The 20,204-nt window shown below is 67.4% G+C and carries 21 protein-coding genes (1 of these 21 running past the window's edge); 14 read left to right on the top strand and 7 right to left on the bottom strand.

What is annotated here, in order from left to right; translation table 11 throughout:
* The 4 genes from uxuA to Sp245p_RS34595 all read right to left on the bottom strand — a co-directional run.
* A protein-coding gene (gene uxuA, locus Sp245p_RS34580; protein WP_014199975.1) for a mannonate dehydratase crosses the window boundary here: on the bottom strand, positions 1-143 show its start. The gene continues 1,054 nt to the left of window position 1, outside the view; the window shows 143 of its 1,197 coding nt (coding positions 1-143); its start codon is at positions 141-143; its stop codon lies off the left edge, out of view.
* A 71-nt stretch (positions 144-214) separates the two neighbouring features.
* Positions 215-1,696 (bottom strand): mannitol dehydrogenase family protein, encoded by a 1,482-nt coding sequence (locus Sp245p_RS34585; protein WP_014199976.1) that lies wholly within the window; start codon positions 1,694-1,696, stop codon positions 215-217.
* Between the two features lie 21 nt (positions 1,697-1,717).
* Complete coding sequence (locus Sp245p_RS34590) at positions 1,718-2,413, bottom strand: GntR family transcriptional regulator (RefSeq protein WP_040138416.1); 696 nt, start codon at positions 2,411-2,413, stop codon at positions 1,718-1,720.
* Positions 2,414-2,531: 118 nt separating this feature from the next.
* On the bottom strand, positions 2,532-4,010 hold the full coding sequence (locus tag Sp245p_RS34595; RefSeq protein ID WP_129557303.1) for a hypothetical protein: 1,479 nt from the start codon (positions 4,008-4,010) through the stop codon (positions 2,532-2,534).
* A gap of 216 nt (positions 4,011-4,226) precedes the next feature.
* Here Sp245p_RS34595 and Sp245p_RS34600 point away from each other — a divergent pair, with 216 nt between their 5' ends.
* The 6 genes from Sp245p_RS34600 to Sp245p_RS34625 all read left to right on the top strand — a co-directional run bounded on the left by Sp245p_RS34600 (position 4,227) and on the right by Sp245p_RS34625 (position 9,199).
* Positions 4,227-5,051 (top strand): GntR family transcriptional regulator, encoded by an 825-nt coding sequence (locus Sp245p_RS34600; protein ID WP_014199980.1) that lies wholly within the window; start codon positions 4,227-4,229, stop codon positions 5,049-5,051.
* Entirely contained in the window at positions 5,048-5,806 is a 759-nt protein-coding gene (kduD, locus tag Sp245p_RS34605) for a 2-dehydro-3-deoxy-D-gluconate 5-dehydrogenase KduD (RefSeq protein WP_014199981.1), read from the top strand. Before Sp245p_RS34600 ends, kduD begins: the two co-directional genes overlap by 4 nt.
* Before the next feature lie 48 nt (positions 5,807-5,854).
* Entirely contained in the window at positions 5,855-6,190 is a 336-nt protein-coding gene (locus tag Sp245p_RS34610; RefSeq protein WP_014199982.1) for a cupin domain-containing protein, read from the top strand.
* Between the two features lie 132 nt (positions 6,191-6,322).
* Positions 6,323-7,312 carry a TRAP transporter substrate-binding protein gene (locus tag Sp245p_RS34615; RefSeq protein WP_014199983.1) on the top strand — a complete coding sequence of 330 codons (990 nt, stop codon included), beginning with the start codon at positions 6,323-6,325 and terminating at the stop codon, positions 7,310-7,312.
* Between the two features lie 73 nt (positions 7,313-7,385).
* Positions 7,386-7,925 (top strand): TRAP transporter small permease, encoded by a 540-nt coding sequence (locus tag Sp245p_RS34620; protein WP_014199984.1) that lies wholly within the window; start codon positions 7,386-7,388, stop codon positions 7,923-7,925.
* Positions 7,916-9,199: a TRAP transporter large permease gene (locus Sp245p_RS34625; protein ID WP_040138200.1), complete on the top strand. Its 1,284-nt coding sequence runs from the start codon at positions 7,916-7,918 to the stop codon at positions 9,197-9,199. Before Sp245p_RS34620 ends, Sp245p_RS34625 begins: the two co-directional genes overlap by 10 nt.
* A gap of 73 nt (positions 9,200-9,272) precedes the next feature.
* Here Sp245p_RS34625 and mgrA read toward each other — a convergent pair whose 3' ends face one another.
* Both mgrA and Sp245p_RS34635 read right to left on the bottom strand, forming a co-directional pair.
* The gene (gene mgrA / locus Sp245p_RS34630; protein WP_109139327.1) at positions 9,273-10,313 is read right to left on the bottom strand and encodes an L-glyceraldehyde 3-phosphate reductase; all 1,041 of its coding nucleotides are present in this window, start codon (positions 10,311-10,313) and stop codon (positions 9,273-9,275) included.
* A 94-nt stretch (positions 10,314-10,407) separates the two neighbouring features.
* Positions 10,408-11,190: a GntR family transcriptional regulator gene (locus Sp245p_RS34635; RefSeq protein WP_014199987.1), complete on the bottom strand. Its 783-nt coding sequence runs from the start codon at positions 11,188-11,190 to the stop codon at positions 10,408-10,410.
* 285 nt (positions 11,191-11,475) lie between these two features.
* Here Sp245p_RS34635 and Sp245p_RS34640 point away from each other — a divergent pair, with 285 nt between their 5' ends.
* The 3 genes from Sp245p_RS34640 (at position 11,476) to Sp245p_RS34650 (ending at position 15,198) form a co-directional block, all read left to right on the top strand.
* On the top strand, positions 11,476-11,910 hold the full coding sequence (locus Sp245p_RS34640; protein ID WP_014199988.1) for a methylglyoxal synthase: 435 nt from the start codon (positions 11,476-11,478) through the stop codon (positions 11,908-11,910).
* A gap of 209 nt (positions 11,911-12,119) precedes the next feature.
* Positions 12,120-13,523 (top strand): glucuronate isomerase, encoded by a 1,404-nt coding sequence (gene uxaC, locus Sp245p_RS34645; protein WP_014199990.1) that lies wholly within the window; start codon positions 12,120-12,122, stop codon positions 13,521-13,523.
* A 151-nt stretch (positions 13,524-13,674) separates the two neighbouring features.
* Positions 13,675-15,198: a UxaA family hydrolase gene (locus tag Sp245p_RS34650; RefSeq protein WP_014199991.1), complete on the top strand. Its 1,524-nt coding sequence runs from the start codon at positions 13,675-13,677 to the stop codon at positions 15,196-15,198.
* 128 nt (positions 15,199-15,326) lie between these two features.
* Here the strand turns inward: Sp245p_RS34650 and gcvA are convergent, their stop codons facing one another.
* Positions 15,327-16,241: a transcriptional regulator GcvA gene (gcvA, locus tag Sp245p_RS34655; RefSeq protein ID WP_014199992.1), complete on the bottom strand. Its 915-nt coding sequence runs from the start codon at positions 16,239-16,241 to the stop codon at positions 15,327-15,329.
* A 124-nt stretch (positions 16,242-16,365) separates the two neighbouring features.
* Here gcvA and Sp245p_RS34660 point away from each other — a divergent pair, with 124 nt between their 5' ends.
* From Sp245p_RS34660 to Sp245p_RS34675, 5 genes are all read left to right on the top strand, one after another.
* Entirely contained in the window at positions 16,366-17,118 is a 753-nt protein-coding gene (locus Sp245p_RS34660; RefSeq protein WP_041814369.1) for a TSUP family transporter, read from the top strand.
* A gap of 275 nt (positions 17,119-17,393) precedes the next feature.
* A complete protein-coding gene (locus tag Sp245p_RS35375; RefSeq protein WP_014199994.1) occupies positions 17,394-17,561 on the top strand; it encodes a hypothetical protein in 168 nt (55 codons plus the stop codon).
* A 53-nt stretch (positions 17,562-17,614) separates the two neighbouring features.
* Complete coding sequence (locus Sp245p_RS34665) at positions 17,615-18,586, top strand: Bug family tripartite tricarboxylate transporter substrate binding protein (RefSeq protein WP_014199995.1); 972 nt, start codon at positions 17,615-17,617, stop codon at positions 18,584-18,586.
* A 61-nt stretch (positions 18,587-18,647) separates the two neighbouring features.
* Complete coding sequence (locus Sp245p_RS34670; protein ID WP_244947969.1) at positions 18,648-19,625, top strand: Bug family tripartite tricarboxylate transporter substrate binding protein; 978 nt, start codon at positions 18,648-18,650, stop codon at positions 19,623-19,625.
* Between the two features lie 69 nt (positions 19,626-19,694).
* Entirely contained in the window at positions 19,695-20,183 is a 489-nt protein-coding gene (locus tag Sp245p_RS34675; protein WP_014199998.1) for a tripartite tricarboxylate transporter TctB family protein, read from the top strand.
* The last annotated feature ends 21 nt before the right edge of the window (positions 20,184-20,204 follow it).

The raw sequence follows: 20,204 nt of genomic DNA on the forward strand, positions 1-20,204 counted from the left end.
CGCTCCTCGATCTCCTCGACCGACCAGACCACGCCGTAGGGGATCTGGTGCAGGGCGGTGACGATGCCGGTGGCGCCGGTCTGACGGATGTGGTTGAGCCGGATCACATCGTCCGGGCCGAACCAACGCCAAGTCTGTTCCATGGTGTGCTCCTTGAAGAAGAGTGCTGTGCCGAGTGCGGCATGTCTCGATGGGATTCGTGGGACGAGGCGTGTCAGCCCGCCGCTGGCGCGACCGATTGCACGACGGCGCGGGCGCCCTCGGCGTAGAGCCGGCGCAGCGCGTCGGTCACCGCGGCGGTGAAGCGCGGGTCGCGCGGCAGGTCGTCGCCGAAGACGGCGGTCAGCCCGAACAGGGCGGTCGCCAAACGGTCGGCGTCCGGTCCGGCCTCCGCCGCCAGCTCGGCGAGCCTGGCGGCCATGGGGTCGCGCACGTCGATGGGACGGCCGGCCTCGTCGGTGCCGGAGACGTAACGCATCCAGGCCGCCACCCCCAGCGCCAGCCGGTCGATCGGCGCCCCGGCGGCCAGCCGGTCGCGGATGGTGCCGAGCAGACGCTGCGGCAGCTTCTGCGTGCCGTCCATGGCGATCTGCCAGGTGCGGTGGCGCAGGGCCGGGTTGCGGAAGCGCTCGATCAGCGCGTCCTTGTAATGGCCGAGGTCGGCGCCCGGCGGCATGTGCAGGGTCGGACCGGCCTCCTCGTCCATCAGACCGCGGATCAGCCGGGCGAAGGCCGGATCGGCCATGGTGTCCGACACCGTCTCGTAGCCGGCGAGATAGCCGAGATAGGCCAGCGTGGAGTGGCTGCCGTTCAGCAGGCGCAGCTTCATCGTCTCATAGGGATGGACGTCGGGGACCAGCTCCGCGCCCTCCAGCTCCCAGGCCGGGCGCCCGGTGGGGAAGCGGTCCTCGATCACCCACTGGCTGAACGGCTCGGTCACCACCGGCCAGGAGTCGCGCAGGCCCAGCCCGTCCGACACGCGGTCGCGGTCGGCGTCGGTGGTGGCCGGCACGATGCGGTCCACCATGCTGTTCGGGCAGGCGACGTTCCCGGCGAACCACGTCCCCAGAGCGGGGTCGCGCAGCTCGGCGTAGCGACGCAGCAGGCCCGCGGCGGTGTCGCCGTTGCTCGGAAGGTTGTCGCAGCTCAGCACCGTGAAGGGCTCCACCCCGGCGGCGCGGCGGCGGATCAGAGCCTCCACCAGGAAGCCTGGCACGCTGCGCGGGCTTTCCGGGTTGGCGAGGTCATGGACGATGTCCGGATGAGCCTCGTTCAGCGCGCCGGTCGCCGGGTCGTGGCAGTAGCCCTTCTCCGTGACGGTCAGCGTGACGATGCGGACGGAGGGGCGCGTCAGGAGGTCCAGCACCGCGGCGGGGTCCTCCGGAGCGACCAGCAGCTGGGTGACCGAGCCGATCACCCGCAGCCGCTCGCCGGCGGCGTCGCGCACGGCAACAGTATAAAGGCCGCCCTGCGGCTCCAGCGCGTCGCGCGTGTCGGGGCTGCGCAGGCTGACCCCGGCGATGCCCCAGGGACCGAAGGACCGGGCCAGGGCGTCGTCGGTGTAGACGGCCTGATGGGCGCGGTGGAAGGCGCCGATGCCCAGATGGACGATTCCGGTGGTCAGCGCGGCACGGTCATAGCCGGGACGCTGCGCGCCATGGCGCAGCGAGGGCAGCGTGTCGGGGCTCAGGCGCATGGAACACTCCGCATAAGGGCTTTACGTCTCGAAGAAGTGGCTGTTGGTTCGGGCGATCTCGTCCACCGCCGCGAAGACGGTGCGCAGATGGGCACGCATGGCCTCCTCCGCCCCGTCGGGATCACGGGCAGCGACGCGGTCCACGATGCTCTGGTGCTCGCCGACGATCTTGGCCGCCCAGCCTTCGCTGTGCAGCGACAGGAAGCGCACGCGGTCGAGCTGCGCCTTGACGGCGACCAGCAGGTCCCACACCGCCGGACGCCCGGCGATGCGCGCCAGCTCGGCGTGGGTGGCCTCGTCCAGGGCGAAGAACTCGGAATGACGGTCGGGGGACATCACCGCGCGGTGCGAGTCGAGAAGCCGGGTGAGCGAGGCGACGTCCGCCGCCTCCGCCCGCTCGGCGGCCAGACGGACGGTCCGGCATTCCAGGGTCTCGCGGATGAATTGGCTGTCGGACACCGCGGAGAGTTGGATCGGCGCCACGAAGGTGCCGACCTGCGGCACGATGCGCAGGAACCCCTCGTCGGCCAGCCGGCGGAAGGCCTCGCGCACCGGGGTGCGGCTGACGCCGTAGCGGGCGGCCACGCGGGTTTCCGAAATCCCCTCGCCGGGGCGGATCTCCCCCGACAGCACGGCGGCGCGCAGGGCGTCGTAGACCCCGTGCAGGCGGGGGCCGCGGATATCGGTGGGGGCGGATGAGGTCGGCGAGTCGGTCATGGCGTCCATCGCGTCAACTTGCATACTAGTATGCCATTGCGGACGGAGGCTGGCAAGGGGGGTGGTGGGACGTGGCGCCCTGAATGCCAATTCGCCTCCACCATCACCAGATCATCTGTCAATCCGGCTGCAATGCCATCCAGGACTTCGGATCATCACTGCCGAAGTGCTGCGCGGTCCAGTTAATACAAGCTAATAGACAGTGTCTGGCTAGAGCTTCTGCACGCTCGCGCCCAGGCCCCCAATCATGAAACGGCATACTGTCAGGCCTTTGTTTGTTATTATCGTCCTTACGTCCGTGCATCGTTGCGTTGCGGGCGTGATCATAAATTTCCTCAACCGCCTGCTCAGCGGTTTGGCCCCCTCTGACCCAAAGCTCTTTATCGGCATCTATGCCTATCTGAGCTTTGATCAACTTCACGATACCTTTTCCACCTTTACCCGCAGCCAAGCAATCCAACGTTGCCGCAAAATTGACGACCGCAATTACCTGCTCGTCCTCCCGACAACCTTGGTGAAACCACATCAGGGCATGTGTCAGCGTATGTGTCGTCTTCGGGCGCCTGGGCGGAGTGGCGATATCGACGATGGAGTTCAAAATGTCACCAACTACGGTGAAATGATCCGTAAATTCGCTTCTAAGGATTTTCCATTCATCCGCATCCAGCCTTTGGCCTCCTGGGGCATGAAATTTACGGCTGCCAAAAGAATCAATTTTTCCATTTTGGAACGTAAGTTCATGAAGGATACGAACAACGCGGTCATCCACCAAATTCATCTTGCTTAACGCGCGGGATGTCTCCTGCCATAATAGCGCTATAGCGGTCAGCGCCAGCCTTGCGGTGGTTCGAGCCCGTCTCCGCCCAAATTCACGCGCCATGCCTTTTGTGGCAACACTACAAATAAACGGAGCGTCGTCGCTAAAACTTAATATTGCTTTCTCTTGTCTACTATCAGAAGAGATTTTTCGCCTACGTAGCATACGCCCGTCCCAAGCGCACAAGACGCGGCGGTGCGTCAAGCCTGAGATCACCCCTTCAGCAAGCTTGCGTTCAAGCCAGTCCAGGCGCGTTTCGAAGCGGACCGGACCGATGCTGAAGGGCGGCGGGGCGCCCCCTTCAAACAATGTGCAGCCGAAGGCAAATTCATAGCCACCTATTTCCGACAACCTTACAGACAATGACGACTCAACAGAATTAAGAATGATTTCGGAAGTCACATCCAAATCGAATTTGGGGTCGCTAGCATCCAGAGCGCGCGCCACGGAATCGCGCACCCAATCAAGCCACTCATCACCATCAACAGACCGGCCGTCACTCCTAAGCAAATAAGAAAGATCATTGATATATTCGATGAGCTTTGAGTCCAATATTACATCGTGACCAGACGGGCCATTAATTATTCCCGGCATCCATAACCCATCCAGATCATCTCGGTAAGGGTTGGGCAAAGATTGTCGATATCGATGCCCCGCCACAATCGCTCGAACGCACTCATAAGGCGTCATGAAAATCTCCTTTGCACACATAACAGAATTGCAGATAAAAGAGAGACTAAATCTTACATCACTTTTCCAAACAGTGAGTTCAAGAATCATAAATATTTTCTAATGGACGTTTTCTCATCGCAACGAATTCAACATACTGACTGATCGAACCGGCGCCGTGAGGGCGCCCCACCCCCCGCAAAAATGTTCGCCCCTTCCTCAAAATCAGGCTTGCGCGCCACGCTGATATATTAATATGCTCTTCTTCAAGGAACGGCACGGACCGGCCCCGCATGGGGCACGGGCCGGCACATGGGGAGGACTTCAATGGCTTCGACCTCCAGGCGCGCCCTGGATGCTCAACCGCCCGGAACCGCTCCGGGGACCGTGCCCGGCAAGGCGCCCAAAACCGTTTTGGGAACCGCGAAGGAACCGCGCCTGTCCGCCCGCGCCACGGCCACCGCGGAGATTTACCGGTCGTTGCGCGGGGACATCGTGGCCATGCGGCGCAAGCCGGGGGAGCCCATTGTGGAGAAGCACGTCGCGGAGTCCTTCGGCGTCAGCCGCACCCCGGTGCGTGAGGCTCTGCTGCGGCTGGCCGACGACGGGCTGGTCGAAATCTTCCCGCAGTCCGGCACCTTCGTCGCGCGCATCCCGGTCAACGCCCTTCCCGAAGCTGTGGTGATCCGCACCTCGCTGGAATGCACCGCGGTCCGCTACGCCGCCGTCCGCGCCGCGCGCAGTCAGATCGCAGCGCTGCGGGCCAACGTCCTGCTCCAGCAGGAGACGGCGGCGGCGGGCGACCTCGACGGCTTCCACGAGGCCGACGAGGAATTCCACCGCCTGATTTCCGACATCGCCGGCTTCCCCGGCCTGTGGACCATGGCCCAGCAGGTGAAGATGCAGGTGGACCGCTACCGCCGCCTGACCCTGCCGGAGCCGGGCCGCATCCCGCATGTGCTGGCCGAACACGGCGGCATCGTCGACGCCATCGCCGCGCGCGACCCGGCCGAGGCGGAGCGGCTGATGGTCATCCATCTCGGCGCCCTGCTGGAGTCCGTCCCGAACACCCAGGGGGCCAACCCCTTCTTCTTCTCCGGCGCCCAGCCGGACAGCCCGTCGAAGACGAAGAAAGAAAGCACTCCGTCATGACCAACCCCTTCGACCTCACCGGCAAGACCGCCCTGGTCACCGGCGGCAACGGCGGCATCGGGCAGGCCATCGCGGTCGCCCTGGCGCGGGCCGGCGCCGACATCGCCGTGGCCGGGCGCACCCCGCCGGACGAGACGCGAGCCCTGGTCGAGGGGCTGGGCCGCCGCTTCGCCGCCATCCCCGCCGACCTGTCGAGCATCGCCCCGATCCCCGCACTGATGGAGGAGACGGTCGGCACGCTCGGCGGGCTGGACATCCTGGTCAACAACGCCGGGCTGATCCGCCGCGACGACCCGCTGGACTTCACCGAGGCCGACTGGGACGCCGTGCTGGACGTGAACCTGAAGTCGGTCTTCTTCCTCTGCCAAGCCTTCGGGCGCTACGCGCTGGGCAACGGGCGAAAGGGCAAGATCATCAACATCGCCTCCATGCTGTCCTTCCAGGGCGGCATCCGCGTGCCCTCCTACGCGGCGTCGAAGAGCGGCATCGCCGGGATCACCCGGCTGCTCGCCAACGAATGGGCGGGCAAGGGCATCAACGTGAACGCCATCGCGCCGGGCTACGTCGCGACCAGCGTCACCACCGCGCTGCGCGCCGACGAGCGCCGCAACGCCGAAATTCTGGCCCGCATCCCCGCCGGACGCTGGAGCGAGCCCGCCGACATGGGCGGTCCCGCGGTGTTCCTGGCCTCCGATGCGTCCGATTACGTCCACGGCACGATCCTGCCGGTGGACGGCGGCTGGCTCGCCCGCTGAGCAGATCAGCGATCAGGGGCCGCCTGCGAAAGTAAGGGGAAGATGAGAATGAGCACGGACGTTTTCGTGATCGACGAGGCGGTGGACTGGCAGGATCTGGGCGCCGGGGTGCGCCGCAAGATCCTGGGCCACAACGACGCCATGATGATGGTGCGCGTGGAGTTCGAGACCGGCGCCATCGGGCCGCAGCACCGCCACCCGCACGTCCAGTGCGCCGTGGTCGAGAAGGGCGCCTTCGACGTCACCATCGAGGGCGTCACCCGGCGGCTGGGCACCGGCGACGGCTACATGGTGCCGTCCAACGCCCTGCACGGCGTCGTGGCGCTGGAGCCGGGCGTCCTGCTCGACATCTTCACGCCCCCGCGCGAGGACTTCCTCGCCTGACGAGATCACCCGTTTGACATCACCCGTTGCCCGGCGCGCGGGAACACGCGCCGGGCGACTCCCGGACCCAACCGTCCAAACCAAAGAACCAGCCTAAAAACCGCTGCTTAAGAATCGCCAGGAGGACACGCTATGCATCTTTCGACCCGCGGTATCCGCGCCGCCCTGCTCGCCGCCTGCGCGGCCTGCACCCTGCTCGCCACCCCGGTCGTGGCCCGCGACTTCCGCTCCGCGGACATCCACCCGGCCGACTACCCGACCGTCGAGGCGGTGAAGTACGTCGACAAGCTCCTGAAGGAGCGGACCGGCGGCAAGCTCGGCGTGAAGGTCTACCCGAACGGCGCGCTGGGCACCGAGAAGGACACCATCGAGCAGTTGAAGATCGGCGGGCTCGACATGATGCGCATCAACGTGGCGCCGCTGAACAACGTCGTCCCGGAGACGATGGTCACCGCCCTGCCCTTCATCTTCCGCTCCACCGAGCACATGCGCGCCGTGCTGGACGGTCCGATCGGCGACGAGATCCTGGCGGCCATGGAAAGCCAGGGCATGATCGGCCTCGCCTTCTACGACAGCGGCTCGCGCAGCATGTATTCGGCCGCCAAGCCCTACAAGACGCTGGCCGACATGAAGGGCGCCAAGATCCGCGTCCAGCAGTCCGACCTGTTCGTCGCCATGATCCAGGCGCTGGGCGCCAACGCCACGCCGATGCCCTTCGGCGAGGTCTACACCGCGCTGAAGACCGGCATCGTCGACGCAGCGGAGAACAACTACCCGTCCTACGAATCCTCGCGCCACTTCGAAGCCGCCAAGTACTTCACCCTGACCGAGCACGCGATGGCGCCGGAAGTGCTGGTCTTCTCCAAGGTCTCGTGGGACCGCCTGTCGAAGGACGACCAGGCCGCCATCCGCAAGGCCGCCAAGGACTCCGTCCCCTACATGCGCAAGCTGTGGGACGAGCGTGAGCAGAAGTCCAAGGACGTGGTCGTGAAGGCCGGCGCCCAGATCGTCGAGGTTACGAACAAGCAGGAGTTCATCGACGCGATGGCTCCCGTCTACAAGCAGTTCGCGAGCACGCCGAAGCTGGACGGCCTCGTGAAGCGCATCCAGGACACGAAGTAAGCACAGTCGAACGCGGCGCTTCCCTTCGGCAGACCGAAGGGCGGCGCCGCGTCATTCGAGGGGAGCCGGCGGCATGGAAATCGAGCTGCAAGCAATGGACCACAGCCCCCCGCGGAGCGCGGGCCTGCTGACGCGGGTGAACGCGCGTCTGGCGTGGTCGGGGATGTGCGTGGCGATGGTCGGCCTGATGGCCATCGTCTGTGTGGTGTTCTATCAGGTCTTCGGCCGCTACGTGCTGAACGACTCGCCGACCTGGGCGGAGAGCCTGGCCATCGTGCTGGTCCTCTACGTCACCCTCATCGGCGCCGCCGTCGGGGTGCGCGACGCCGGCCACATCGGCCTGGAATCCTTCCTCGTCATGCTGCCCGACGCCATCCGCCGCAAGGTCGAGATCGTCATCTACGCCCTCGTCGGCGTCTTCGGCGCCTGCATGGCCTACAACGGCTGGCTCCTCGGCAATTCCGTCGCCGCCTACTACATCCCCAACCTGCACGTCTCCGAAGCCGTCCGCTACATCCCGCTCGTGCTCTCCGGCGTCCTGATCGTGCTTTTCGCCATCGAACACGTCGTCGCCATCATCCGCGGCGAGGAGGTCGCGCCGTCATGGAACTGACCATTCTCGCCGTCACCTTCTTCGGCTTCCTCGTCCTGGGCATCCCGGTCGCCTTCGCCATCGGCCTGTCGGCGCTCTGCACCATCCTCTACGAGGGCCTCCCCGTCGCCGTCATCTTCCAGCAGATGATGTCCGGCATGAACGTCTTCTCCTTCCTCGCCATCCCCTTCTTCGTCTTCTCCGGCGAGCTGATGCTCCACGGCGGTGTGGCCGACAAGATCGTCGCCACCGCCAAGAACATGGTCGGCCACATCCGCGGCGGCCTGGGCATGTCCAACGTCGTCGCCTGCACGCTCTTCGGCGGCGTCGCCGGCTCCCCCGTCGCCGACGTCTCGGCCATGGGCGCCGTGATGATCCCGATGATGAAGCGCGAGGGCTACCACGCCGACTACGCCGTCAACGTCACCACCCACGCCGCCCTCGTCGGCGCGCTGATGCCGACCAGCCACAACATGATCATCTACGCGCTGGCCGCCGGCGGCAAAGCCTCCATCGGCGCGCTGATCGCCGCGGGCATCGTCCCCGCCCTGCTGCTGATGGTCTGCAACCTGGGTGCGGCCTACTACGTCGCGGTCAAGCGCGGCTATCCCCCCGGCACCTTCCCCGGCTGGTCCATCCTGGGCCGCTCCTTCGCCGCCGCCGCGCCGGGCCTGCTCATCGTCGTGATCATCCTGGCCGGCATCACGTCGGGCGTCTTCACCGCCACCGAGTCCGCCTCCATCGCGGTGATCTACGCGCTGCTGCTCACCACCTTCGTCTACCGCACGCTGACCTGGGACCACTTCCTGGCCGCCGCCGCCAAGACGGTCAAGACGACCGGCGTGGTCCTGCTGCTGATCGGCGTCTCGACGATGTTCCAGTACATCATGGGGCTGTATCAGGTGGCCGAGATCACCGGCGAGCTGATGGCCGGCATCTCGACCAACCCGCTGGTCATCTTCCTGCTGATCAACATCATCCTGTTCCTGCTCGGCACCTTCATGGACATGGCGAGCACGATCCTGATCTGCACGCCGATCTTCCTGCCCATCGCCATGCAGTACGGCATGGACCCGGTGCAGTTCGGCATCGTCATGCTGATCAACTGCGCGCTCGGCCTCAACACGCCGCCGGTCGGCACCACCCAGTTCATCGGCTGCGCCATCGGCGAGATCTCCGTCGGGCAGGTCATGCGCTCCATCCTCCCCTTCTACGGCGCCCTCTTCGTCACCCTCCTCCTCGTCACTTACGTTCCAGCCTTCTCACTCTGGCTCCCCCACCTCCTCATGCGCTGAGGCACACAGGGTTATGAAAAAGGGCCGCGCCGGCATCCCCGGCGCGGCCCTTTTCATGTCGGCTTCCGACGGATCAGCCGGCTTCGGCGTTCGACGAGTTCTGCCAGAGGTTCAGCCCGCCATCGACGGCGTGGCGGTCGATCTCGGCCAGCTCCTCCGGCGTGAAGGCGGTGTTCTTCAGCGCATCGAGCGAGTTGTCGAGCTGCTCCACGTTGCGGGCACCGACCAGGGCGGAGGTCACGCGCGGGTCGCGCAGCACCCAGGCGATGGCCATCTGGGCCAGCGTCTGGCCGCGCCGCGTGGCGATGGCGTCCAGGGCGCGCACGCGCTCCAGATTCTCCGGCGACAGGAAGTGCGCCTTCAGCGTGCCGCCCTTGGCGGCACGGGCGTCGGTGGGCTGGCCGTTCAGATACTTGGTGGTCAGCATGCCCTGGGCCAGCGGCGAGAAGGCGATGCAGCCGATCCCGGTCTCCTCCAGCGCGTCGAGCAGACCGCCCTCGATCCAACGGTTCAGCATCGAGTAGGACGGCTGGTGGATCAGGCAGGGCGTGCCGAGGTCCTTGAGGATCGCCGCCGCCCGCCGCGTCATCTCCGGCGAGTAGGAGGAGATGCCGACATAGAGCGCCTTGCCCTGCCGCACGGCGTGGTCGAGCGCCCCCATCGTCTCCTCCAGCGGGGTGCGCGGATCAACGCGGTGCGAGTAGAAGATGTCCACATAGTCGAGCCCCATGCGCGTGAGGCTCTGATCCAGGCTGGCCGTCAGGTACTTGCGCGAGCCCCAGCTTCCATAGGGGCCGGGCCACATGTCATAGCCGGCCTTGGTGGAGACGATCAGCTCGTCACGGTGGGCCTTGAAGTCGGTCGCCAGGACGCGCCCGAAATTCTCCTCCGCCGAGCCCGGCGGCGGGCCGTAGTTGTTGGCGAGGTCGAAATGGGTGACGCCGCGGTCGAAGGCCCGGCGCAGCACGGCGCGCCCGGTCTCGAACACGTCGGTGCCGCCGAAATTCTGCCACAGCCCCAGCGAAATGGCCGGCAGGTCGAGCCCGCTCCGCCCGCTGCGGCGGTAGGTCATGCCCGTGTAGCGGGCCGGATCGGCGCGGTAGTGCGATTGCATCGCGGTCTCCTGGCTGTCTTGCGCGGTGTTGGGAGGAACGTGACTGATATATTAGAAATCAGCCGCAATCCAAAGCCAAGAGCGCACAACGGCGTCAGACCGGCTCGGCCTCGTCCTCCGAGGGGGCGGTGAAGTAGAGCGGGTTGGCCTTCTGCGCGTCGGCGATGGTGACCTGGAGATAGTCCAGATGCAGGTCGATGGCCTTCGCCGCCGCCTCCGGGTCGTTGTTGGCGATGGCCTCGATGATGACCGAGTGCTCGGCGATCACGTCCGGCACCCGGCCGAGCACCGGCAGGGTCAGCAGGCGGTAGCGGTCCACCTGCACCTTCACCTGCTGCGTCAGGTTCCAGAATCCCGGATAGCCGGCGGTTTCCGCCAGCAGCGCGTGGAAGGTCTCGTCGGCCTGGTGGAAGCCTTCGAAATTCTGAGCGGCCTCCATCTCGCGCTGGAGTTCCAGGTTGGCGCGCAGCTTGGCGATCTGGCTGCGGGTGGCGCGTTTGGCGGCGTAGCGGACGGTCGCCTCCTCCAGCGCCTTGCGGATGGCGATGGCTTCCGGCAGCGCGCCCAGCGGGATGCGGGAGACGAAGGTGCCCGATTGCGGGAAGATCTCGATCAGCCCTTCGTCCGCCAGACGCAGCACGGCCTCGCGCACCGGGGTGCGGCTGACGCCGTAGTCCTGGGCGATCACCTTCTCGGCGACCGGCTCGCCCGGCTTGCGGCGGAGCGAGACGATCTCGTTGCGCAGGTCACGGTAGATCGTCGCGGCCACGGTGGTGCCGCGCTGGGCCGGGCGGGCGACCGCCGCCGCCGTGCGGCGCCGGGTCCGCGTCTTGACGCCCTCGGCCTGTTCGGAATCCGCCGTCGATGAATCCGCCATCGATGTCTGCGCCGCCTTTTTCAACACCCGCTCCTGCCAGGAAGATTCAAGGGCGCCGGTGCTCCGGGATGCCGGCGCCGAACCCGCTGGTTCACGCCGCAGACGGTCCGCCCTTCATCGCAATATACTAATACCCGGCGGGGTGGGTCAAACGCCTTCACCCCGCGCGGCGCCCCGGTTCCGCGCCAGTTTGTCCCACCGGGAAGCGCGTTGCGCCACTCATCAGTATACTAGTATATTGAAGAAAGCTCCACCGCGGAGCGCACAGCCGCAAGGACCGTCACCGTGGACCGCAAACGCATCGCCCTCGTCGCCCACGACGCCCGCAAGCCCGACCTGATCGGCTGGCTCGGCGCCAACATCCACGCGCTGGAGGGCAACGTCTTCTGGTCCACCGGCACCACCGGCCGATTGGTCCGGGAGGCCCATCCCCAGCTGGACATCACCTCGCTGAAGAGCGGTCCGCTGGGCGGCGACCAGCAGATCGGCGCGATGATCGCGGAGGGCCGGATCGACCTGCTCGTCTTCTTCGTCGACCCGATGACCGCCCAGCCCCACGACGTGGACGTGAAGGCGCTGACCCGCCTCGCCACGCTCTACAACATCCCGATGGCCTGCAACGAGGCGACCGCCGACATGGTGATCTCCTCCCCCCTCTTCACCAGCGGCTACCGCCCGCGGGCCGTCGACTTCGCCGCTCACGATTCGCGCCGCCTCTGACCGGCCCCGTCAAACCGGCCCTCTTGAATTGCGCGTCGCGCCGACAGAATTGTGGGCGGGACGCACAAAGTCCTTGCATTCGGAACTGATATATTAATATATTCCGATGTGCGGGGCATGACCGGCGCCACGCCGCGCGCCACACCCGAACCACCCATTCAAATGGGCACCGGACCTTCGTCCGGCATCCCTTTTTCCGGAGATGAACGATGCTCCACCCCGACCGCCTCTTCCCCAGCGATCCCACGCAGCGCGACATCGCGCGCCGGCTGTACGCGGAGGTGGGCCACCTGCCGATCATCAGCCCGCACGGCCACACGGACCCGTCCTGGTTCGCCAAGAACGAGGCGTTCCCGAACCCGGCGGCGCTGTTCGTGGTGCCCGACCATTACGCCTTCCGCATGCTCTACAGCCAGGGCGTGGCGTTGGAAAGCCTGGGCGTGCCGCGCACGGACGGCGGGGCGGTGGAGAGCGACCCGCGCAAGATCTGGCGCCAGTTGGCCCAGAACTGGCACCTGTTCCGCGGCACCCCGACGCGCATGTGGCTCGACCACGCCTTCGAGACGGTGTTCGGCGTGACGGAGCGGCTGAGCGGGGCCAGCGCCGACCGCATCTTCGACCAGATCGACGCCTGCCTGCAGAAGCCGGAATTCCTGCCGCGCGCCCTGTTCGAGCGCTTCAACATCGAGCTGCTGGCGACCACCGAGTCCCCGCTCGACACGCTGGAGCATCACCGCGCCATCCGCGAGAGCGGCTGGAAGGGGCGCGTCATCACCGCTTTCCGCCCGGACCCGGTCGTCGATCCGGAGTTCGAGGGCTTCCAGGCCAATGTGGAGCGGCTTGGCGCGCTGTCCGGTGAGAACACCGGGACCTGGGCCGGCTACCTCGCCGCCCTGCGCAACCGCCGCCAGTATTTCAAGGAGGTCGGCGGCGCCACCTCGACCGACCACGGCCACGCCACGGCGACCACCGCCGACCTGTCGGACGCCGACGCCGAGCGGCTGTTCGAGAAGGCGCTGCGCGGCACCATCACGGCGGCCGAGGCGGAGATCTTCCGCGGCCAGATGCTGACGGAGATGGCCAAGATGAGCCTGGACGACGGGCTGGTCATGCAGATCCACCCGGGCAGCTTCCGCAACCACAACCCGGGCGTCTTCGAGCGCTTCGGCCGCGACAAGGGCGCCGACATCCCGACCGGCACCGAGTATGTGCGGGCGCTGAAGCCGCTGCTCGACCGCGTCGGCAACGAGCGCGACCTGACCATCATCCTGTTCACGCTCGACGAGACCAGCTACGCCCGCGAGCTGGCGCCGCTGGCCGGCCACTACCCGGCGCTGCGCGTCGGCCCGGCCTGGTGGTTCCACGACAGCCCCGAGGGCATGCGCCGTTACCGCGAGATGATCACGGAGACGGCCGGCTTCTACAACACGGTCGGCTTCAACGACGACACGCGGGCCTTCTGCTCCATCCCGGCCCGCCACGACGTGGCCCGCCGCGTCGACTGCGCCTTCCTGGCCCGCCTCGTCGCCGAGCACCGGCTGGAGGAGGACGAGGCCGCGGAGGTGGCGGTGGATCTCGCCTACACGCTGGCCAAGAAGGCCTACAAGCTCTGACGTGAAACCCCTCTCCCCTCTGGGGAGAGGGTGGCGCCGACGGCGCCGGGTGAGGGGGTTGCGCTTTTGCCGGACGCACCGCCACGCGCATCCCCCTCACCCTAACCCTCTCCCCAGGGGGAGAGGGAATCTCCATGAGAGGACCACCATCATGGCATCGCTGACCATCCGCCTGCATCCCGCGGACAACGTCGTCGTTGCCGGCGCCGACCTGCCGGAGGGCACCACCCTGCCCGACACCGGCGTCGTCGCCCGGACCACGATCCCCTCCGGCCACAAGGTCGCGGTGCAGGCCATCGCGGTCGGCGAGCCGGTGCGCAAGTACAACCAAGTCATCGGCTTCGCGACCGCCCCCATCGCGCCGGGCGACCATGTCCACGTCCACAACATCGGCGTGGGCGACAGCTTCGAGCGCGATTACGCCTTCAGCGCCGACGTCCACCCCACCGACCTCGTGCCGGAGGCGGAGCGCGCCACCTTCCAGGGCATCGTCCGCCCGGACGGGCGCGTGGCGACCCGCAACTACATCGGCATCCTGACCACGGTGAACTGCTCGGCCACCGCGGCGCGGATGATCGCCGACCAGTTCCGCGGCGACGCGCTGGCTGCCTACCCCAACATCGACGGGGTGGTCGCGCTGACCCATTCCTACGGCTGCGGCATGGGCTCGCAGGGCGACGCCATCGACGCGCTGCGCCGGACCATCGCCGGCTACGCCCGCCACCCGAACTTCGCCGCCGTGCTCGTGCTCGGCCTCGGCTGCGAGGTGAACCAGATCGACAAGCTGGTCGAAGTCGAGGGGCTGACCATCGGCGACACCCTGCAGACGCTGGCGATCCAGGAGAGCGGCGGCACCGCCGCCACCGTGCGGGCGAGCGTGGAGCGCATCCGCGCGCTGCTGCCCCGCGTCAACGACGTGAAGCGCGAGACCGTGCCGGCCAGCCACCTGATCCTGGCGCTGCAATGCGGCGGGTCGGACGGCTATTCGGGGATCACCGCCAACCCGGCGCTGGGCCACGCCGTCGATCTGCTGATCCGCAACGGCGGCACCGCGGTGCTGAGCGAGACGCCGGAGGTCTATGGCGCCGAGCATCTGCTGACCCGCCGCTCCGTCAACCCGGCGGTCGGCGAGACGCTGGTCGAGCGCATCCGCTGGTGGGAGGACTACACCAGCCGCACCGGCGGCGAGATGAACAACAATCCGTCGCCCGGCAACAAGAAGGGCGGCCTGACCACCATCCTGGAGAAGTCGCTGGGCGCCGTCGCCAAGGCCGGCACGACCAACCTCGTCGAGGTGGTGCGCTACGCCGAGCCGATCACCGGGCCGGGCCTCGTCTTCATGGACACGCCGGGCTACGACCCGGTGTCGGCCACCGGGCAGGTGGCGGGCGGTGCCAACGTGCTGTGCTTCACCACCGGGCGAGGCTCCGTCTTCGGCTGCAAGCCGACGCCCTCGCTGAAGCTCGCCACCAACACGGCGCTGTTCCGTAAGATGCCCGACGATATGGACATCGATTGCGGTCCCATCGCCACCGGCGACGCCACCATCGAGGAGGTCGGGCGGACGATCTTCCAGCTCATCCTCGACACCGCGTCGGGCAAGAAGACCAAGAGCGAGGAGCTGGGCTTCGGCTCCGACGAGTTCACGCCTTGGCAGATGGGCGCCGTCATGTGAGCGAAAGGGCTTGCGCGCTCAGTGATATACTAGTATAAGTGTTTTTGTTCGGTTATCCTTTGAAACCCAGTCGGCAGGCCGCGCCATGCGCGTGGTTCCGCCGAGTGACGTTTCTCCAAAGTGCGACTTCAGACCGCCGGGGCACGCTCCGGCGGTCTTTTCTTTTCGGGGTCCGGCGACCCGGCGGCGGCGCGCAACCAGTCCCGGAAGACGGTGAAGCCCGGCTCCCGGTGCCGCGCCGGGCGCGAGACCAGATACCACGCCCGCCCCATCGGCACGGCCAGCGCGAAGGGCGTGACCAGCCGGCCCGCCGCCAGATCGTCGGCGATGTAGAGCCGCGCCCCCAGAGCCACCCCCACCCCGTCCGCCGCTGCCTGCAGGGTCATGGCGTAGCTGCCGAAGGACAACCCCTTCATGGCCGGCGGCGCCAGCCCCGCCGAGGCGAACCAGTGCGGCCAGTCGTCCGCCCAGTGAGACACCGAGAGCAGCGTCGCCGACAGCAGATCCTCCGGACGGCGCAGGCTCCGCGCCAGGGCCGGCGCGCAGACCGGCAGCATGTCGGCGGTGAACAGTTCCTCCACCTCGTAGCCCGGCCAGTGCCCGTCGCCCAGCAGCAGGGCGCAGGTCCAATCCTCGCGGATGGGCGCGCCGGCGCCGCCGGTGGCGATGCGCACCTCCACGTCGGGGTGGCTCTCGTGGAAGGCCGACAGGCGCGGGATCAGCCAGCGCACCGCGAAGGTGGCCCCCACCCCCAGGGTCAGCACCGGGCCGTCGCGCATGGCGGCAACCCGTTCCACACTGTCGGCGATCGCGTCGAAGGCGCCGGTCAGGCCGGGTTGCAGCGCCCGCCCGCGGTCGGTCAGCTCCAGCGCGTTGGCCCGCCGCTCGAACAGCGGGAAGCCCATCCGCTCCTCCAGCAGGCGCACCATGCGGCTGACCGCGGCCTGCGAAACGTTCAGCTCGCCCGCCGCCCCGGTGAAGCTGCCGTGCCGGGCCGCGGCCTCGAACGCCCGCAAGGCGTTCAGCGATGGCAGGCGCCGCATCCGATCCCCTCTTCATGCACCCCAACATTTCCTGGGGGTCAGCATCAGACAATCCCGTTTGCGGCGCAAGCGCGCCAGGGGCATGATGCCGTCCACAGCCAAAGAAAACTTTCGGATGAGCGGGATGCTGACGGTTCCCCTGACACTCGGACTCGGCCTTGCGGCGCTGGTGACCTCGTTCCTGTCGGGGCTGTTCGGCATGGCCGGCGGCATGGTGCTGATGGGGTTGCTGCTGGTGCTGCTGCCGGTGTCCTCGGCCATGCTGCTGCACGGGATCACGCAGATGACCGCCAACGGCTGGCGGGCGTGGCTGTGGCGGCGGCACGTGCAATGGGGGATCGTGGCCCGGTTCCTGTTGGGCGGGGCGGTGGCGGTCGGCGTCTTCACCCTGATCCGCTACGTGCCCGGCAAGGCGGAATCGCTGATCCTGCTGGGCCTGTCGCCCTTCATGGCGATGGCCGTCCCGTCTCACTGGTCGCCGAACGTGTCGCGGCGCGGCCACAGCACGCTGGCCGGCCTGCTGTGCATGGGCGTGCAGCTGATCGCCGGCATCTCGGGGCCGTTGCTCGACGTGTTCTTCGTGAAATCCAGCCTGTCACGGCAGAGCGTCGTCGCGACCAAGGCGACGATGCAGGTTTTCGGCCACCTGTTCAAGACGGTCTATTTCGGCTCCCTCGTCGCGGCGTCGGAGGCGGAGACGCTGGACATCACGGTGACGGCCCTGTGCATCGGCATGGCCGTCCTGGGAACGAACCTGTCGCGCCGCGTGCTCGACGCCATGAGCGACGCCCAATTCCGCAGCTGGAGCCAGCGTCTGGTCGCCCTGACCGGCACCGTCTATCTCGGCCAGGGGCTGTTCCTGCTGGTGGTGCGGTAAGTTCGGGGGGGTGTTGCCCCCACCCCGGCCCTCCCCCGCTGACGCAGGGGAGGGAGCTTAAATCCCCTCCCCTGCGAAGCGGGGGAGGGTTAGGGAGGGGGCAAGGCTGCCTCCTCCCCATCACCCCGGCGGGGGAAAACCGCCACGAACCGGTCTCCACCTCTTCCGGGTGGAGGGCCGAAATTTTGCGTGCCTGGGTGGTGGCTGACAGGTTCATGACAGGTTCGCCTGTTAAACAGTTGGAACAACCAACCACCGTTCCCGGAACCTCCACCATGGCGACCGAATCCGCAGCCAGGACGTCGGCGAAATCCACGGCGAAGACCGCATCGGCTGACCAGCGCACCCCGCTCTTTTATGGCGCCGCCTGCGGCGCGGGGGCCGGCGGCTCCGTCCTCCTCTACGAGGCGCGCCCGCAGAGTTCCACCGCCAAGGCACCGTAAGGCGCAGCAAGCGCCGTCCAAAAAAGCAAAAAAGTCCACTCGGAGGAAACACCATGAGCCTCGGCAACCCCGCCAAGGGGATGCTGGCGGCGGCTGTGCTGGCCGCTGCCGCCCTGTTCGCCGCTCCCGCGTCCGCGGAGATCAAGAATCTGGAGATCATCGCCCCCGCCAACGCCGGCGGCGGCTATGACCAGCACGCGCGCGCCATGCAGCAGGTGCTTCAGGAGCACAAGCTGGCCTCCAGCGTCCAGGTGGTCAACATCCCGGGGGCCGGCGGCACCATCGGCCTCAGCCAGTTCGTCACCGCCAAGAAGCGCAACCCCGGCCTGATGATCTCCGGCCTCGGCATGATCGGGGCGATCCTGATCAACAAGTCGCCGGTGTCACTCGATCAGGTGACCCCGCTGGCCCGCCTGACCGGCGAGTACCAGCCCATCGTCGTCGCCGCTGACTCGCCGCTGAAGACGCTCGACGACCTCGTGAAGAAGTTCAAGGCCGATCCCGGTTCGGTCTCGTGGGGCGGCTTCGCCGTCGGCAGCCCCGACCACATCCTCTACGGGCTGCTGGTCAAGGCGATCGGCGGTGACGTGTCCAAGATGAACTACATCGCCGCTGGTGCCGGCGGCGAGATGATGGCCTCGGTGCTCGGCGGCCACATCACCGTGGCGACCGGCGGCTACAACGAGATGGCCTCGCAGCTCCAGGCCGGAAAGCTGCGCGCCCTGGCGATCTCCGCCCCGCAGCGCCTTCCCGGCATCGACGTCCCAACCTTCAAGGAGCAGGGCGTGGATGTCGAGCTGGTGAACTGGCGCGCCGTGATGGCGCCGGGCAACCTGAAGGCGTCGGAGAAGCAGGTCCTGGACGACGCGGTCGGCGCCATGGTCCGCACCGACGAGTGGAAGCGCATCGCCGAGGAGCGCGGCTGGATCGACCTCTACCTGCCGCCCGACCGGTTCGCCGCCTTCGTGAAGGACGAGCGGACGCGGATCGAAGGCGTTCTGATGGAACTCGGCCTCGTCAAGTGACCAGCGGCCGGCGGTGGTCCGCCGGTTTTCAAAACAAAACATACCCATGGAGCGAAGCGTCATGACCATCCGCATGCCGGGCGCCGTGAAGGGCGTCCTGACCGCCGCCGTCCTCGCCACGGCCGCCCTCGCCGCCACCCCGTCGCTGGCCGAGATCAAGGGGCTGGAGATCATCGCCCCGGCCAGCCCCGGCGGCGGCTGGGACCAGCACGCCCGCACCCTCCAGCAGGTTCTCCAGGACCAGAAGCTGGCGTCGGGCATCCAGGTCGTGAACATCCCCGGCGCCGGCGGCACGGTCGGCCTCGCCCAGTTCGTCACCGCCAAGAAGCGCTCGCCGACGATCCTGGTCGGCGGCCAGATCATGCTGGGCGCCATCGTCACCAACAAGTCGGCGGTGACGCTCGATCAGGTGACCCCGCTGGCCCGCCTGACCGGCGAATACACCGCCATCGTCGTCCCGCCGGAATCTCCCATCAAGACCTTCGACGACCTGATCAAGAAGTTCAAGGCGGACCCCGGTTCGGTCTCCTGGGGCGGCGGCTCGGCGGGCGGCAGCGACCAGATCCTGGCCGGGCTGATCGCCAAGGCGGTCGGCGTCGATCCCAACAAGGTCAACTACGTCGCCACCGCGGGCGGCGGCGAGCTGCTGGCCTCGGCGCTCGGCGGCCATGTGACGCTCGGCATGGGCGGCTACAGCGAGTTCGCCCCGCAGTTCCAGGCGGGCAAGCTGCGCGCCATCGCCGTCTCCGCCCCGCAGCGCCTGCCGGGCTCCGACACGCCGACCCTCAAGGAGCAGGGCGTCGACCTGGAGTTCGTGAACTGGCGCGGCGTCTTCGCCCAGTCCTCCGCCAAGCCGGCCGAGCTGAAGGAACTCCAGGAGGCCGTCGCCAAGGCCGTCGCCAGCGACGAGTGGAAGCAGGCGGTGAAGCAGCGCGGCTGGATCGACCTCTACCAGCCCTCCGCCGAGTTCGCCTCCTTCCTGAAGCAGGAGCGTGCGCAGATCGAAGGCACGCTGAAGGACATCGGCCTCGTGAAGTAAGGACCGCAAGGGGTGGGCGCGGTCGCCGCGCCCACCGGTCCGCAAAAAACAGTCTGGGAGGATGAAGCGATGACCACCGGTCGGAGCATGCGCGCCGGAGAGGCGGTGCTGGGCGGCGGGCTGATCGCCCTTGGGGGCTTGATCGCGGTCGAGACCATGCTGACCCCAAGCGTCGGCCGGGCGGTGGTCGGCCCCGCCTTGTTCCCCTACCTGATCTCGGGCGGCCTCGTCCTGGTCGGCCTGTCCCTGTTGCGCGAGGCCTTCGCCGGGGCCGTCGCCCACGCCGAAGGGCTGGAGCTGGACCTCTGGGCGGTGGCGCTGGTCGCGGCGGGGCTGGCCGTCCAGTTCCTGCTGCTCGACACGCTGGGCTGGATCCCCTCCACCACCATCCTGTTCGCCGCGGTCTCCCGCGCCTTCGGCGGCCGGCGGCTGATGGTCAATCTGGCCATCGGGCTGGCGCTCGCCGCCTTCACCTTCGTGGCCTTCAATTACGGGCTCGGCCTGAACCTGCCCGAGGGCAGCATCGTCGAACGGCTCACGTCAGCCGACGCCGAGTAAGCCCCGTTTCGGGAAGGAAAC

It is taken from the genome of Azospirillum baldaniorum (assembly GCF_003119195.2).
GTDB classification, from domain to species: domain Bacteria; phylum Pseudomonadota; class Alphaproteobacteria; order Azospirillales; family Azospirillaceae; genus Azospirillum; species Azospirillum baldaniorum.